Annotated in this window: 12 protein-coding genes; 4 read left to right on the top strand and 8 right to left on the bottom strand. The window is 69.4% G+C overall.

Annotated features, from left to right (window positions below):
• Window positions 1–565 (bottom strand): cytochrome P450 family protein (locus tag CC117_RS33785; protein WP_131803191.1); only part of this gene is annotated, 565 nt, incomplete at its 3' end.
• Between the two features lie 819 nt (window positions 566–1,384).
• On the opposite strand from CC117_RS33785, the gene CC117_RS33780 reads away from it, so the two are divergent.
• Window positions 1,385–3,754: an ATP-binding cassette domain-containing protein gene (locus CC117_RS33780; protein ID WP_071092485.1), complete on the top strand. Its 2,370-nt coding sequence runs from the start codon at window positions 1,385–1,387 to the stop codon at window positions 3,752–3,754.
• On the opposite strand, the gene CC117_RS33775 is transcribed toward CC117_RS33780, so the two are convergent.
• The 3 genes from CC117_RS33775 to CC117_RS33765 all read right to left on the bottom strand — a co-directional run bounded on the left by CC117_RS33775 (window position 3,715) and on the right by CC117_RS33765 (window position 8,035).
• Complete coding sequence (locus CC117_RS33775) at window positions 3,715–4,395, bottom strand: response regulator transcription factor (RefSeq protein ID WP_071092483.1); 681 nt, start codon at window positions 4,393–4,395, stop codon at window positions 3,715–3,717. The two genes, CC117_RS33780 and CC117_RS33775, sit on opposite strands and share 40 nt — an antisense overlap.
• Window positions 4,392–5,681, bottom strand: a complete 1,290-nt coding sequence (locus CC117_RS33770) for a sensor histidine kinase (RefSeq protein ID WP_071092480.1) — start codon at window positions 5,679–5,681, stop codon at window positions 4,392–4,394. Before CC117_RS33770 ends, CC117_RS33775 begins: the two co-directional genes overlap by 4 nt.
• A 98-nt stretch (window positions 5,682–5,779) precedes the next feature.
• Window positions 5,780–8,035, bottom strand: a complete 2,256-nt coding sequence (locus CC117_RS33765; protein ID WP_071092477.1) for an MMPL family transporter — start codon at window positions 8,033–8,035, stop codon at window positions 5,780–5,782.
• Window positions 8,036–8,405: 370 nt separating this feature from the next.
• Between CC117_RS33765 and CC117_RS39710 the strand changes: the two genes are divergently transcribed.
• Together CC117_RS39710 and CC117_RS33755 are read left to right on the top strand one after the other, a co-directional pair.
• Window positions 8,406–9,602: an LmeA family phospholipid-binding protein gene (locus CC117_RS39710; RefSeq protein ID WP_241830656.1), complete on the top strand. Its 1,197-nt coding sequence runs from the start codon at window positions 8,406–8,408 to the stop codon at window positions 9,600–9,602.
• A 316-nt stretch (window positions 9,603–9,918) separates the two neighbouring features.
• On the top strand, window positions 9,919–10,707 hold the full coding sequence (locus CC117_RS33755) for an SDR family NAD(P)-dependent oxidoreductase (protein ID WP_071092474.1): 789 nt from the start codon (window positions 9,919–9,921) through the stop codon (window positions 10,705–10,707).
• A gap of 17 nt (window positions 10,708–10,724) precedes the next feature.
• On the opposite strand, the gene CC117_RS33750 is transcribed toward CC117_RS33755, so the two are convergent.
• From CC117_RS33750 to CC117_RS33735, 4 genes are all read right to left on the bottom strand, one after another.
• A complete protein-coding gene (locus tag CC117_RS33750) occupies window positions 10,725–11,642 on the bottom strand; it encodes an IclR family transcriptional regulator (protein WP_071092471.1) in 918 nt (305 codons plus the stop codon).
• A gap of 27 nt (window positions 11,643–11,669) precedes the next feature.
• Window positions 11,670–12,500, bottom strand: a complete 831-nt coding sequence (locus CC117_RS33745; protein WP_071092469.1) for an SDR family NAD(P)-dependent oxidoreductase — start codon at window positions 12,498–12,500, stop codon at window positions 11,670–11,672.
• 11 nt (window positions 12,501–12,511) lie between these two features.
• A complete protein-coding gene (locus CC117_RS33740; protein WP_071092490.1) occupies window positions 12,512–13,393 on the bottom strand; it encodes an SDR family NAD(P)-dependent oxidoreductase in 882 nt (293 codons plus the stop codon).
• Between the two features lie 81 nt (window positions 13,394–13,474).
• Complete coding sequence (locus CC117_RS33735; protein ID WP_071092467.1) at window positions 13,475–14,632, bottom strand: LLM class flavin-dependent oxidoreductase; 1,158 nt, start codon at window positions 14,630–14,632, stop codon at window positions 13,475–13,477.
• Between the two features lie 182 nt (window positions 14,633–14,814).
• Between CC117_RS33735 and CC117_RS33730 the strand changes: the two genes are divergently transcribed.
• Window positions 14,815–15,876: a GDSL-type esterase/lipase family protein gene (locus tag CC117_RS33730; protein WP_198542089.1), complete on the top strand. Its 1,062-nt coding sequence runs from the start codon at window positions 14,815–14,817 to the stop codon at window positions 15,874–15,876.
• Window positions 15,877–15,942 lie beyond the last annotated feature (66 nt).

Here is a 15,942-nt window from a genome sequence, read left to right as displayed (position 1 = left end):
CGCCGCTCTCGGCCTGCGGCTGGCGCTGCAACCGGTCGAGGAACTCCTCCTGGTCCTCCTCGGGCACGCCGAGGAGGTCGGCGATGACCAGGAGCGTGAACGGCCCGGCGAAGCCGCTGATGAAATCGCCCTCGCCGGTGGCCAGGAACGGGTYGAGCATGCGGTCGGCCAGTTCCCACATGAGGGCCTCGTTCTCCTTGAGGCGCTTCGGGGTGATGAGTTTCATCAGCAGAGCGCGATGATCCGTGTGGGTCGGCGGGTCCATCGTGGGGAGCTGGTCGTTCATCGGGAGCTGGTCGCGGTACTGCTCGATCAGCCCCGAGATGTCGTCGCCCTCGAGGGGGACCGGGAACCCGGGGAACGGGCCCGTCACCGAGATGCAGGACGAGAAGGTCCGGTTGTCATGGAAGATCTCCACCGCCTCCTCGTAACCGGTCACCATCACCACGTCGTGGTGATGCTCCCGCCGCACCGGGCACTGCCCCCGCAACGCGTCGAGATACGGATACGGGTCCGCGACGAGCGCCTCGTCCCGGAAGAAGTCCATCGCCTCGAAGTCGGTCACAGTTCGTCCCTTCGCCAGCGTGAACTGAGGCACGCATGATCGCGGTACCGCCAAGCATGACCGAGTAGGGCCTGCCCGTCGTCGTCCGTCGGCAGGCATCCGACTACTGAGAACGCAGTACCAGGCCAGCCGGGCCGGCCGAGGGAGGTGTCAGCCTCTGGCCTGGGCAGGGCCATGATGTCCGAGGTGAAGGGCCGGGTGGTACGTACTGCATACGCAGTAGCCGAGGTTGCTGCGTATGGACGACGACAGCATCCGCCTGGTCCTGCAACAATCTTTGTTGCGCACCCGAGAAGATCAGGAGGCCCTCCCTGTGCCCGCGACAGGAAGTGCCGCTGCCTTCGCGAGATGCGACATTCTTCTCTCGTGTGGACCGGCCACGCTGCTGGCCTGGGCGGGCATCCCGTGTGGACAGCCGGGTGGGCCGCCGACCCTGTTACGACGGATTCTCGGGATCATCGCCGGTTCCGCGTACTGATGTGAGCGTCCGGTCATCGAAAAGATATCCTGGCCGACACGGTCGGAGAGGTGCCCTGGCGGTCGGCGGAAACATCGCACCGGGCTGACCGTGGCAGGTGCGCGGTGGTCCCCATAGGTGCCAGCGTAAATGAGAAATTGTGAACTGGTGCGGCAGGATCGAAATTTTTGAAAAGTATCAGCCCTGATGTCCTCCCTCCTCGTGCGGTCGCCGTGGCCTGCCCGAATCCGAGAGATCGGTGGGCAGGAAAGGCAGCCCGGAGGGGTCGGGAAAGCGATCACCGTCCGCCGCGGTCAGCCGGCTCCCGGCGCGTGCGTCGGCACAGCACAGAGGGGACACCCATGGTTCGGACCACGCTGACCGTGACCAGCCCGGCGGGCCATGCGACGCTGCTGGGGGACGCGAGGTGCGTGGTCGGCCGTGCGTACGACACGGACATCGTCATCAGGGACGTCCGGGTCTCCCGGCGTCATCTCGTGCTCGAACCGGTGGCGGACGGCTGGCACGTGCGAGATGTCAGCACGAACGGACTGTGGCAGGCCGGGTACCGGATGGGGGATACCACCACCGTGCGCCGCGCCGAGGTTCGCTTCCGGCTCGGTGCCGCCGACGGCCCGGAGCTGGTCCTTGCCCCCAGCCCGGTCGAGATGGATGTCGAAACGGTGCCTGGCACCGCCGCCGCGCATACCTGCCAGCGGCTGCACCCGGTGCGGACCGGGACGACGCGCCTGGGTCGTGCGCGCGGCAACGACATCTGGGTGTCGGACCTGCTTGCGTCGCGCTACCACGCCGAACTGTCGGTCGGGCCGGCCGGCATCGAGATCGTCGATCTCGACTCGGCGAACGGGACCTTCGTCAACGGGCAGCGCGTGAAGCGGGTGTGGGTTACTCAGCGTGACGTGATTGCCATCGGTCACCATCTCTACCAGCTCGAGGGCGACTCGCTGGTCGAGTACGTCGATTCCGGCGACGTGGCGTTCGAGGCGCAGGGTGTCTCGGTGTTCGCCGRCACGAAGCAGCTCATGCACGACGTGACCTTCCGGCTGCCGGGCCGCTCGCTGCTCGGGGTGGTCGGCCCCAGCGGAGCGGGCAAGTCGACGCTCCTCCACGCTCTCACGGGCTTCCGCCCGGCGGACGTGGGCACCGTCAAGTACGCGGGACAGGATCTGTACGCCGAGTACGACGACCTGCGCCGGCGTATCGGGTACGTCCCGCAGGCCGACCCGCTGCATGCCCAGCTCACCGTGCGCGAAGCACTCCGGTACGGGGCGGAGCTGCGGTTCCCGGCGGACACCACCGCACAGGAGCGGCGGTCGCGGGTCGAGGAGGTCATCGGAGAGCTCGGCCTGACCGCGCATGCGAACACCCCGGTCGGCAGGCTGTCAGGTGGGCAGCGAAAACGGACGTCGGTCGCGCTGGAGCTGCTCACCCGACCGTCGTTGCTCTTCCTGGACGAGCCCACGTCGGGTCTCGATCCGGCGAACGACCAGTCGGTGATGGAGACACTGAGGAACCTGGCGGAGGGCGGCGGCGCCGGCTCGGCGGACGAGGGAGGCCGGACGGTCATCGTGGTGACGCACAGTGTGCTGTTCCTGGACCTGTGCGACTACATCCTGGTGCTCGCCCCGGGCGGGTACGTGGCCTACTTCGGCCCGGCGGACGGGGCACTGCGCTTCTTCGGCAAGGACGACTTCCGTGACTTCGCCGCGGTGTTCCGGGAGCTGGAGAGCACACCCGGCGCCGAGCTGGCCGCACGGTTCCGGGCCTCGGAGTACTTCGTGCCCTCGGCGATCGTGGCTCCGGTCGTGCGGACTGCCGCACCCGCGGGGCTGCCGCGCGTGCGCCAGCAGCCGGTGGCCGCCCAGCTCACGACGCTTACCCGCAGGTACCTGAAGGTGGTGCTGGCGGACCGCTCCTACCTTCGCCTCATCCTGGCCTTCCCGTTCCTGCTCGGGATCATCCCGCGGGTGATTCCGGCACCAGACGGGCTGGGCTCCCTACCGGACCGGCCCAATCCGGACGCGATGAAGGTGCTCGTCGTCCTGATGCTGTGCGCCTGTTTCATGGGCATGGCGAACTCGGTCCGCGAGATCGTCAAGGAGCGGGACATCTACCACCGGGAACGGACGATCGGGCTGTCCCGGGCGGCCTACCTCGGTTCCAAGGTCATAGTTCTGACCGGTGTCACCGCCCTGCAGGGTGCTGTCTTCACTCTGATAGGTCTGGTCGGGAGAGCTCCGGAGGGTGGCTCCCTGTTGGGCTCTCCGCTGGCGGAATGCCTTGTCGCGGTGATTGTCGCCGCATTCGCGTCGATGATGATCGGCCTGCTTGTCTCGACGCTCGTCGACAACGCCGACAAGGCGATGCCCGTCCTGGTTCTCGTGACGATGGCCCAGCTCGTGCTCTCCGGCGGCCTCGTGTCGGTCGCCGGCCGGTGGGGGATGGAACAGGTTTCCTGGCTCGTGCCGGCCCGGTGGGGCTTCGCGGCGCTGGCGTCCACCGGCGACCTGAACGAGGTCTCCAAACTGGGTGACGAGGTGCTGCGTACCGATCCGGCGGACGGCCTCTGGGAGCACAGCGCCGGAATCTGGCTCCTCGACGTGACCACCGGTCTGGCCCTCGCCGCCGCCGCTCTCGTGCTCACCGCCATGAGGTTGCGTCGCGGCGACGGTCAGGTCGGTGGGCGGGCAGGTAGCAGGCCGGACTGGTAGGCGATGACGACGAGCTGCGCCCGGTCGCGGGCATTGAGCTTGGTCATGGCGCGGTGGACGTGGGTGCGAGCGGTCAGTGGGCTGATCACGAGCTTGCTCGCGATGTCCTGGTTCGAGAGTCCTTCGGCGACCAGCGTCATGACTTCGCGTTCACGGATGGTGAGCGTTTCGAGGGCTGCGGGGGTCGTCGTCGTGGCGGCCGTGGGCTCGGGGGTGGCGAGGAACCGGGTGATGAGCGCGCGGGTGGCTGTCGGGGAGAGAAGCGCCTCGCCGCTCGCGACGGTGCGGATGGCGGTGAGGAGCCCGTCGGCTTCGACGTCCTTGCCGAGGAACCCACTTGCTCCGACGCGGAGTGCCTGGGCGACGTACTCGTCGATCTCGAAGGTGGTGAGGATGAGGACACGAGCCGTGGCGAGTTCCCTGTCACCGCAGATGGTCGCGGTGGCTGCGAGGCCGTCCATGCCGGGCATGCGGATGTCCATGACCACGACGTCCGGTCGGTGCTCGCGGGTCGCGGCGACGGCATCATGCCCGTCGGCGGCCTCGGCGACCACTGTCATGTCGTCGCACGAGTCGATCAGGATCCGGAACGTCGCTCGCAGGAGAGTCTGGTCGTCAGCGAGCAGCACACGGATGGTCATCGTGTCCGATCTGTCGTGGGGTTTCCGGGATGCAGGGGCAGGACCGCGGTGACGTGGAACCCGACTTCGGGGTGGCTGCCGGCCTCGAGGTGCCCGCCGACGGAGAGGGCTCGTTCGCGCATGCTGATCAGACCGAACCCGCTGTTCGCGGGCGACGTCGATGTCGCCGCGGCGGGCTGGTCGGCCCCGTCGGCCGTGCCACCTCCGGCAGTGGCCTCACCGGTGGCGCCGGAGCGACGGCCACGATCAGCGCCGTCGTCACCATTGATGATCATCATGGTGAGGCTGCTGGGCGAGTAGGTGATGTCGACCTGTGCGCTGCTGGTGGTGGTGTGCTTCGCGACGTTGGTGAGCGCCTCCTGCGCGATCCGGTAGGCCGTGAGATCCACGCTGGGGGAGAGCGGGGGCCGTTCGCCCCGGGTGTTGATGGTGACGGTGAGCCCGGCGGAGGCGAAGGTGCGGGCGAGCTCGGGGAGCCGGGTGAGCGACGGGGTGGGTTCCAGCGGCGCGGCCGGGTCGTCGCCCTGCCGGAGGAGGCCGACGGTGGCCTTGAGATCGCGCAGGGCGGAGGACGTGGTGGCGGTGAGGCTGGTGAGGATCTGCTGCGCCTGGTCAGGTCGGGTCTGGACGAGGTGCGCGGCGGTGCCGGCCTGGGCGTGGGCCAGGGTGAGGTGATGGGCGACGACGTCGTGCAGTTCACGGGCGATCCGCGTGCGTTCGTCCGCCACCCGGCGGCTGGCCTCGGCCTCGCGGGTGCGTTCGGCGTACTCCGCGCGGGATCTGACGGCGTCGAGGTAGTCCTGTTTGATCCGCCGTGCTCCGCCGAGCGAGGCGGGCATCAGTATCCAGGCGGCCGGGCCGATGGTCTTGAGCGGCCAGGGATAGCTGGGAGGGTCCACGATCAGCGCCGTTCCCACCACCAGGGCGCAGGCGGACAGGACGAAGGCCAGGGTGGTCCTGCGGTCGGTGTGCGCGGCGAGCCAGTAGAGCGCGGCCATCAGGGGGGCCAGTGACAGGGCTGTGAGCAGATAGCCCAGCGCCGTCAGCGCCACGGTGCAGACCACCGCCACCGCGGCGGTGGTCCGGGGACGGCGTTCATGCCAGAGCAGTGCGGTGCAGGCGACGGCCGCGAGAAGGACCGCGGGCCACCACCCGCCGCCGTGGACCGCGACAGGTGGGGTCAGTCTGCTGGCGGGGCCGGAGGACACGAAGGCCGCACCCGCGATCACCACGGTGCGTAGCCGCGGGTGATTCTGGATCTGTCGCCACCAGCTGGACATCGTCATTGCGGGTTCCTGTCGGGTGCCGTGACCGTGCCGCTCACCGTACGGGGTCACAGCCAGCCGGGAGATGCGCGGCCGTGCGCTCTGTCGATGGGCTGTGCTCATCGACGGAATGTCGGCTCCAGGGATTCGGCTGTGGGCCGCGCGGAGGGGGTCTCCGCCCAGGCGGTGCCCCTGACCTCCGCGGCGGGTTCCAGCGAACCCGGCCGGCTCAGCGCCTCGCCTTCGACGTCGAGCGAGGGCAGCACCCTGTCGAGGGAACGTGGGATCCACCAGGCCCGTTCACCGGCCAACGCGAGGACGGCCGGAACGATCGTCATGCGGACGACGAAGGCGTCGAGCAGGACCGCTGCGGCCAGGCCGAACCCGATCATCTTGATCATCGGTTCGCCGGCGCCGATGAAGCCGGAGAAGACCGCCATCATGATGAGTGCCGCGGCGACCACGACACGGGCGCTGCGCCCGAAGCCGGAGACGATCGCGTCTCTGGCGCTCTCGCCGTGGACGTGCGCCTCCCGCATGCGGGCAACAAGGAAGACCTCGTAGTCCATGGCGAGCCCGAAGACGATGCCCACCATGAAGATCGGCATCATGCTCATGATCGGCCCCGTCTGCTCCAGGCCGATGAGGCCCGCCAGCCAGCCCCACTGGAAGACCGCGACGACCGCGCCGAGGGCGGCYAGCACGGAGAGCAGGAAACCGAGAGCAGCCTTGAGCGGTACGAGGACCGAGCGGAAAAGCACCAGCAGGAGCAGGAAGGCCAGCCCCACCACGACAGCGAGGTAGGGGAGAAGCGCGTCCTGGACCTTCTGAGCCATGTCGATGTTGACAGCGGTGCTGCCGGTGACCTGGAACACCGCGCCGGTGGCCGCCTCGACGGAAGCGCGTTCGGCCCGGATCGCGTGAACGAGCTCCCTGGTCGCCGCGTCGCTCGGACCCGCCGCGGGGACAGCGGTGATCACCGCTGTGTCACCCGCGGGACTGAACCGGGCCGTGGACACCGAGACGACCCCCGGGGTGCCGGCGAGTGTCCGGATCGTCGTGGTGACCGCCGCCCGCGGGTCGTCAGCGGCCGCCGCGTCGACAACGATGGTGAGGGGGCCGTTGAAGCCGGCGCCGAAGCCCCGTGCGAGGTCGTCGTAGGCGCGGCGTTCGGTCGTGGACGTGGGCTTGGCCTCGTCGCCGCTGCTCCCCAGGCGCAGGTCCAGTACCGGCAGCGCGATCGCCACGAGAACGAGAACCGCCAGGACGAGGATGGGCAGTGGGCGGCGCAGGACCAGCCTCGCCCATCGGGTACCCGCGTTGGGGCCGTGGTGCTCGACCTTCGTCCGACCCCTGCGGGCGGAGCGGGGGAGCACGGCACGCTGCCAGAAACCGAGGAGCGCCGGCACCAGGGTGAGCGCGATGAGGACGGCGACGACGATGGTGCCGGCGGCGGCCAGGCCCATCTTCGTCAGCATCGGCACCCGGACGATGGCCAGGCCGCCCAGGGCGATCACGACGGTGAGCCCGGCGAACACCACCGAGGAACCGGCAGCGCCGGTGGCCACGGCCACGGCTTCGACCGGCTCGTGTCCCTGGGCCCGTTCCTCCCGGTAGCGGGAGACGACGAACACGGCGTAGTCGATCCCGACGGCGAGGCCGAGCATCATCGCCAGCGTGCCGGCGGTCGAGGACAGGCCGAAGGTGCTGGCCAGCGCCATGATCGAGGTCATTCCGACACCGACGCCGACAACCGCGGTCAACAGCGGCAGCCCGGCCGCGGCCAGCGACCCGAAGGTGACCAGCAGCACGATCGCGGCGACTGCGATTCCGAGCACCTCGGTGGCCCCACCCGCCGCCGGCCGGGTGGCCAGCGCGTCCCCGCCGATCTCGACGGTCAGACCGGCAGCCTGGCCCTGCGCGACCGCCCGCTTCAGGTTCTCGGTGGTGGCGGCGGTGAGGTCGGCGCTGCCCTCCGTGTAGACGACAGTCGCGTAGGCGGTCGCGGCGTCCTCGCTCACCGCGCCGCCCTGGAACGGATCCGTCGCGGTGGCGACCTGTGGACCCGCGGAAGCCTCGGTGACGACTCTCTCGACGACGGCTCGGTTCTGCGCCGTGGTGAGCTGCTGGCCCTCCGGCGCGCCGAAGACGAGACGGGCGACCGCCCCGTCCACCCCGGAACCGGGAAAACGTTCATCCAGGAGATCGAACGCCCGCTGGGACTCGGTTCCGGGAATGGAAAAGGTGTCCTCGGGGGCGGCAGGAGCCTTGACCGCGGCGAAACTCAGGGCTGCCAGTGCCGCGATCCACAACAGGAGAACGTATCGGCGCCGCTGGAAGGAAAGGCGGCCCAGACGATAAAGAAAATTCGCCACGGTGGTGGGTCTCCACATCTTTTCGGGTACCCGAGAAGACTGGCGGATCCGGGGCGTCTCGTCGTCGTCCCCCGGTGGGACCTTCTGGCTACGAAAAACGCAGTACACGAGAAGCAGCCGGCCCGTGGAGCCGCGCTCGAGGCAGTAGGTGGCGATGGATGTACTGAGCTCGCAGTAGTCGAAAGTGACTGCCTCCGGCCGACGCGGAAGCGGGCCATGCCAGCGCACAGTGGCTCATGGCCGGTCGGCGGCCATGGGCCGGTGCCTCACCGGGCGCCGCCTGGCGGGGTCGACCCGTGCCTGCCCACCCCCGCGCGCCGACGAAGGCCGGTGGGAGAGCCCGGCGAGGCTCGAGACGAAGGGAAGTTCGGTGAGCCCCAGACTCGACGGTGACGGGCACGAGACCGCGGACGCCGCACTCGGCAGTGTCGCGGAGGCAGGAGCCGGCGCGGCCGTCGACCAGTCGACCGACGACGACCTGCGCGGCCTGTCCGGGCGGCGGCCTTCGCCAGCACAGGCCCCGCAGGGCCCCACCGGTCCACCACCACCCGCTGACGCCTTCCGTCCGGGACATCCGGTCCGCTTCCCACGGGAGCGCGTGCCGGAGACCACGCCGATCGCCCCTTCGGCGTTCCACCAGGCCAGTCCCGCCGCTGCGGCGGGCGCTGTGGCGGACGCCGCGGTGGATGATTCCGCTGTTGCGGGTCCGGGCGGTCACCGTCCACCCAGCACTCCCGGCGACGGGCCGGTCCCTCCGAAACGCCGCCGGTGGTGGCGCCGCCGGCGGACCTTCGTGATCGGCGCGGTCGTTCTGCTCATGGTGAGCGTGGCGGGCGACCGCTTCGCGGTCCTGGCGGCCGAGAGCCAGATGGCCCCGCAGATCGAAGCAAGCCTGGCCGAGAGTCTCGCCTGCGACGCCATTCCACCGACCGTGAGCGATGTCAGTATCGGCGGATTTCCGTTCCTCACTCAGATTGCGTTCGGCACATTCAAGCACATCGGTGTCACCATTCAGGGAATTTCGACACCGGGGCCCCGGATCTCCTCGGTTGAGGCGCATCTCAAAGGGCTGCACCTTCCAGTCCAAAAGATCATCACCGGCCGTGTCGGTGAGATACCGGTCGATGACGTCGAGGCAACGGTTCGTCTCGACTACGACGACGTGAACACGTTCCTGGCCGACCAGCCCGGCAAGATCCAGATTAACCCGGTGGACGGCGGGAAGGAGGTCGAGGTCTCCGGAAGGGCCGACATACCACTGCTCGGTGCACAGGAGATCGGCGGCGTCACCACCTTCGAGGTACGTGACAACGAGGTCACCCTGATCCCCTCCGAGGTCTCGCTCCGCGGGGCGCTCGACCTCGACGTCCCCGTGCCCGGCGGCGTGGGCCGGTTGCTCCCCTCGATCCCCATCCCCGTCGGCGACCTGCCGTTCGACCTCACCGTCGTCGAGGCCACCACGGACGCCTCCGGGCTCTCCCTGACCGCGACGGCCAAGGACGTCAACCTTCCTGAGGCCGACCCGGCGACCCGGCAGTGCCCCCCGTCCGACAGCACCGAAACCTGACCCGCGCGGGTGGGCTCAAGCTATCCCCTGCGCCCACGGAGGTAAGTCCGGCGAACACCACCGATGACCCGGCGGTGCCGGTCGCGATCGCAGCGCATCCTGGGGCTCGAGCGCCCGAGCGCCCGAGCGCATTCTTTGCCTGCTTCTCTGGGCGGAAGACGGAGCCTCTGCGGCTGGTGGTTCGCCACAGAGGCGTTCGTTCGCGATAGCAAACAAGTCGGTTGGTATGGTGAATTGTCGTTAGGTGTATGGCCTGGTGGGTCAATGGCCTGGCGCTGGTAGGGCAGGTCGTTGACCAGTGCGGACAGGGGCTGACATGAGCAACGAGGGGCGACTGGCCGACAGGGTGGCGCTGGTGACCGGCGCGGCTCGGGGCATTGGGCAGGCAACGGTGGCCCGGCTCGTGGACGAGGGTGCACTGGTCGTGGCGGCCGACATCGCCGAGGATGATGTGACCGCCTTCGCGGAGCGACTCGGCGGGGACACGACCGCGGTCCGCCTGGACGTGACCGACGCCGAGTCCTGGGCCGCCGCGGTCGCGTTCACGGTTCGGCGCCACGGTCGACTGGACATTCTGGTCAACAACGCGGGTGTGGGGGCGGGTGGTCCCCTGCACAAGGCACCGCTGGACCAGCATTACCGGGTGATCGACGTGAACCTGCATGGAGTCTTCCTGGGTATGCGGGCAGTCGCGGACGCGATGTCGGCCGGGGGTGGTGCGATCGTGAACATCTCCTCTATCGACGGACTCGTCGGTGTCCGGAACCTCACGAGTTATGTCGCCTCGAAACACGCGGTGACGGGAATGACGCGCTCGGCGGCGCTCGAGTTCGGGCCGCTTGGCATCCGGGTGAACTCGATTCATCCAGGAGTGATCGCGACACCTCTGGTGATGGAGTCCGCGGCCGAGGTACGCGCAGCCCTGGACCGCCTGGTCGCAAGGCAGCCGATCCCGCGGATGGGCCGGCCGGAGGAGGTCGCCGCGCTGGCGGCGTTCCTGGCCTCCGACGACAGCTCGTACTCCACCGGGGCGGCCTTCACGGTCGACGGCGGCCATCTGGCTGGTCCCTGGCGGGAGGAGTACGCGTCGCCGGACACCGACTGAGCCGATGTTCGCACCAGTCAGGCGGTCATGGCCTCGTCGGGCGGGTGACCGTCAATGCGCCGGGTGATCGCCATCGTGGCCTCGGCGAGCCGCCGTCCGTAGGCAGCTATCTGCTGGGGGCGCAGACGAGCGGCGAAGCCGGTGAGACTGATCGCGAGGCGCACTCGGCCGGTGTTGTCGAAGATGGGCGCGCTGATCAGGCTGAACTGCTGTGCCTCGATGCCGTCGAGATCGACGAGGAGGTACTTCTTCTCGTCACTCATGGCCTGGATGACGCGTTCGACCGCGGTACGCACCTCGGTGTCGCCGTAACTGTCGGCGAAGACACCGAGAGCTCGGCTCAGGTCGTGGCGCCAGTCGTCGTTGAGTGCGACCGTGTATCCGCGGCGCCGGATCACCTTGATGGCGTCCCGGTAGATGCCGAGCCGGTGGTCGTCGAGGCGGGGGCTGAGCCGGCGGAGCCACTGCTCGACGTCGCCGGCATCGGACCACGCGACGAAGACCGTGCCGAGCGGGGGCGACAGGGGGATCCGGCTGCCAGGCCTGGACACGAAGTCGTTCGGTGCCGCCGCGTGGCCCTCGATGGCCAGCACGACGATGTCGTCGCCCAGCACCGTGCTCGCCACGACCTGGACGCCGAGCTCGTCGCTGAGGCGGAGCATGTGCGGGCGCGCGAGTTCGAGGGCGTGGCGATCGGCTCCGGCGGCTGCGTCACCGATGGACACCAGGGCCGCACCGAGCTGGTAGGTCTTGTGCGCGGTGTCCCGCAGCAGCCAGCCGGAGTCGGTCAGGGCGGCCAGCATGGCGTGGGCGGTCGCCTTGTTCAGGTCCAGTTGCCGGGCCAGCTCCGAGAGGCTGAAGGGCCGGCCCGGGTGCCTGCTCAGGAAGGTGATGAGCGCGACCGTCCGCTCGACACCCGGGGCGGGCCGTGGCATCAGTTCCGCGTCCGGTGGGGCTGGTGGTCAGGGCATGGAGGTACCCCCGTTGGGCCGCAGGACCTGACCGGTGACGAATCGGGACGCGTCCGAGGCGAGATAGAGCGCCGCGTAGCCGATGTCCGCCGGTGTGCCGATGCGTCGCAGGGGCGCCACGTCCCGGCCTCGTGCCAGGAACGTGGCGCGGTTGTCCTCATTGATCGTTCCGTCCTGGTTGGTGTAGTGCCGGCGGGTGATCGTGGTCTCGACCAGCCCGGGGGCGACGGCGTTGACCCGTACCCCTTCGGGACCAAGTTCCTTGGCCAGGGTGCGGGTTATCTGGACAGCCCCCGCCTTCGAGACCGAGTAGGCCACCAGGCCCGGGGGAGCTGTGTCGGCGGCGGCCGACGCCATGTTGATGATGCTGCCCGCCTGCTGGCCGCGCATCACCGCGCCGGCCTCCTGGCACCCGAACAGCAGGCCCTTGAGGTTGACGGCCAGCACCCGGTCGAACTGTTCCTCGGACAGCTCGAGCACAGGGGCCTCGACGATGATCCCGGCGTTGTTGCACATCACGTCGAGGCGCCCGTGTTCCGCCACCACGGACCGTACGAGAGCACGGACCTGCTCGCGCCGCGACACGTCCACGGTGGCCGGCTTCGCCGATCCGCCCGCGTCGGTGATCGCCCGGCTCGCCGCGGCGGCGGCGTCGCCGTCGATGTCCGCGCACACCACGGTGGCGCCCGCCTCCGCGAACACCTCGGAGACGCCCAGCCCGATGCCGTGCGCCGCACCGGTCACGATCGCCACCCGGCCGGAGAGGTCGAAGACCCGCCCCGCCGCGGCGGGCTGCCCGAGTACGCCCGTCCCGACGGGCACCGCGTCCGTCCTCATGACACCGGGGCCTCTCCCGCCGCGGAAACCCTGGCTGACGAGAAGACCTTTCCGGACGCCGGGATCTCCTTCGTCGGCAGACCGGCGCCCATGAAGACGAAGCGGGCGCTGGCACCCCCGTCGACGATCAGGGTGTGGCCGGTGACGTGCAGAGAGAGATCGGAGCAGAGGAAGAGAGCAGCGGAGGCGATGTCGCGCGGCTGTCCTGGATGGCCCAGGGGCTCGATGGAGGGCGGCAGGGGTGCGTCACCTCGCTCCTGCATGGCCCGCAGGATGCGCGGTGTCTGGATCGAACCGGGGGCGATGGCGTTGACCCGGATGTTCGACGGGCCCAGCTCGACCGCGGCCGTGCGCACGAGGGACAGCAGCCCGGCCTTGGCCGCGCCATAGGCGGCGTGGTTGGGGGCGCTGGTCAGGCCGCTGACCGAGGCGATGAAGACCATCGCCCCGCCACCGTCGGCCACCATCTGCCGGCCGACGATCTGCGTGAGGAGCTGGGCGTGGCGCAGCACCAGCCCGAAGGTCGTGTCCCAGTCCTCGTCCGTCGAGTCGAGGAGGCTGCCCCACAGCGCCATGCCGACGATGTCGACGACCACGTCGATCCGCCCGTAGGCCGCCAGGGTCTCGGCGACGATCCGCTCGACGGCGTCTCGCTGCCGGACGTCGGCGACACAGGCCAGACCGCCGACCTCGCCGGCGACCTCGCGGGCCAGGTCGGGATCCAGATCGACGCACGCCACCTTCGCGCCCACCGAGGCCAGTGCGTGGGCCGTGTGCCGGCCGTTGCCCTGCCCGGCACCCACGACCAGCGCCACCCGTCCGTCGAGGCGCAGCAACCCGGGGTAGTCGGGAATCGCCGAATCATCTAATCGCGTCATGGTCATTACCTCCGTCGTCATTCACCAGATGATCGATCGGCGCCAGGTCGCACCGGGCGCGGTGCCGCCGGGACTCGGAGATCAGGTCGCGGCGACGGAGGTCGAGACCTGCACCTCGCGGCGCTGGAGCTCGGGTATCACGTGCGTGCCGAGGAGCTCGATGGTGCGCATCACCGAGTCGTGCGGCAGGTGCCCGAACTGCACGTAGCAGAGCAGTCGGTCGACGCCGAGGTCCGCGTAGCGGAGCATCTTGCGCAGGCACTCGTCGGGATCACCAACGATGATCATGTCGGCCTCGCTGAAGTTCCGCGGGTCCGGGGGGGCGTCGTTGCTCTCGTCGAGGATGGGGAAGATCTTCTTCCGCTCCTCCTCGGTCGCGTGCGGGAACTCCCACTGCAGCATGAACTCGGCCAGGCTGCGGTACCACCACCAGGTCGCGTCCCAGATCCCGTTCGCCTCGGCCTGCGCCATCGTGTCCGCGCAGTGGACCAGGGTGTATGCCGCCACCTGGTTGTTGGCGACGCGGGTGATCGGTTTCGCGTCGGCAGCGGCCGTCCGATAGAGCTGGATGGTCTGCGCCACCTGCTCCAGCGGCCGCATGATCGACAGGGAGAGCAGCCCCAGGCCCATGGCGCCGGCGGCCGCGGCGCTGCCGTCGCTCGACGCGGCCATCCAGGCGGGTGGGTGCGGGTCCTGCACCGGCTTCGGCGTGATCATGCGAACGGGGACGTCACCCGTGGCCGGGAACTTCCAGTGCTTCCCCTCGAAGGAGAAGTACTCCGACTCCCAGGCAGCCACGATGGCCTCGACCGCTTCGCGTACCTGATCCTTGCTCTGCGCGATGTCGACGCCGAACGCGGTCTGCTCCATGGGCGTGGAGCGGCCGACCCCCCACTCGACCCGCCCGTTGCTCAGCACGTCGGCCGTGGCGACCTTCTCGGCCACGCGGATGGGCGAGGTGAAGCCGTGCGGGAGCAGTGTGACGCCGAACCCCAGCCGGATCCGTTCGGTGATCTGCGAGAGCGCCCCGATGAGGACCTCGGGCGCCGGGCAGTGTGAGCGCCCTTCACGGAAGTGGTGCTCCACATGCCAGGAGGTGTGGAAGCCCATCTCGTCGGCGAGCCGGATCTGGGTGATCGCCTCCCGGTAGGCGGCCTGCTCCGCCTCGCGCTGCCCGTGGGGATGCGGCTTCCCCCACGGCTTCGGGACGTCCACCTCGTACAGAAGATCTAACTTCATGCAGCACATCCCATCGTTCGCCACTGCAAACGGCTTGGTTGCTATAGTGACCACATTAGACATCCCGATGGCGATGTCAACGGACCAGACCGAGATCGGCCGCCCGACGCTCGGTCATTGACACTCTCGGTCTCATCTCGTTACGTTTTCTAGACAAGACATCCGTTTCATATATGGAACAGATGCACGGTCCAGATGCGCCGAGCGTCCAGGCCGAGAACGGCGAATGCGAGGTCGTGATGCCGACGCTCGATCCAGCCCCTTTCCTCCGCGGCAACCCCTTCCCGGGCACTGCGGAGCTCCCGTATCCCCGCGCGGTCGCCACGGACAGCGCACGCCTGCCTGCCGGCACCTGGCAGGCGRCCTCGACCCCGATCGGCGTACGCCTCGAGTTACACGCCGACGCCGACGCCGTGGTCGTCCACTACCGCACCGAGCACGACGGGAAGAGCGCGCACGGGCCAGACGCCGGCCGAGCCTTCGAGGTCTGGGAGGGCGACTCCCGGCTGGTTGTCGAACCGGCCGTACTGGGCGAGGGCAGCATCGAACTCCCGCTACCCGCCGGCGCCCAGGGCGTGACGGTGTACCTGCCCGAACGCATGCGCCCGACCCTGCTCTCACTCACCCCGGTGGGCGGTTCACTCGTTCCGGGCACCCGGCGCCCGCGCTGGCTGGCCTACGGCGACTCCATCGTCGAGGGATGGGTCGCGAGCTCCCCGGGCTCGTGCTGGACGGCCCGCCTGAGCCGCCGCCTCGGCCTCGACGTCTGCAACCTCGGCTACGCCGGCAGCGCGCGCGGTGAGCTCCCCTCGGCCGAGCACCTGGCGAGCGTGCCGGCGGACCTGATCAGCCTCAGCTACGGCACCAACTGCTGGTCCACGATCCCGCACACCGCCGCGCTGCTGCGCGCGGGGCTGGACGCCTTCCTCACCCTGCTACGGCAGGGAAACCCGGACACGCCCGTCGTGGTCACCACCCCGATCCGACGGCCGGACGCCGAGACGACCCCCAACCGTCTCGGTGCCACCCTCGCCGACCTGCGTGCCGCGATGGCCGCACAGGTCCAGGCACGCATCGACGGCGGCGACCCTGCTCTTGTCCTCGTCGACGGCGAGACGCTGCACGACGACGACCTCCTCGCCGACGGCATCCATCCCGGGGAGGAAGGCCACGCGCTGATGGCCGACCGCCTGGAACCGGTCATCCGCGCGGCATGCCCACCGTGCGGGGGTGAGCAGGCATGAGTTGCCCTGTGTCAAGCCGCCGCTTGCCGAGCTTGATCGGTGACCGTTTTCTGATCTTGTTTGAGG

Origin of the sequence: Parafrankia colletiae (assembly GCF_001854655.1) — a bacterium.
GTDB classification, from domain to species: domain Bacteria; phylum Actinomycetota; class Actinomycetes; order Frankiales; family Frankiaceae; genus Parafrankia; species Parafrankia colletiae.
This window is presented reverse-complemented; position numbering and strand designations above follow the sequence as displayed.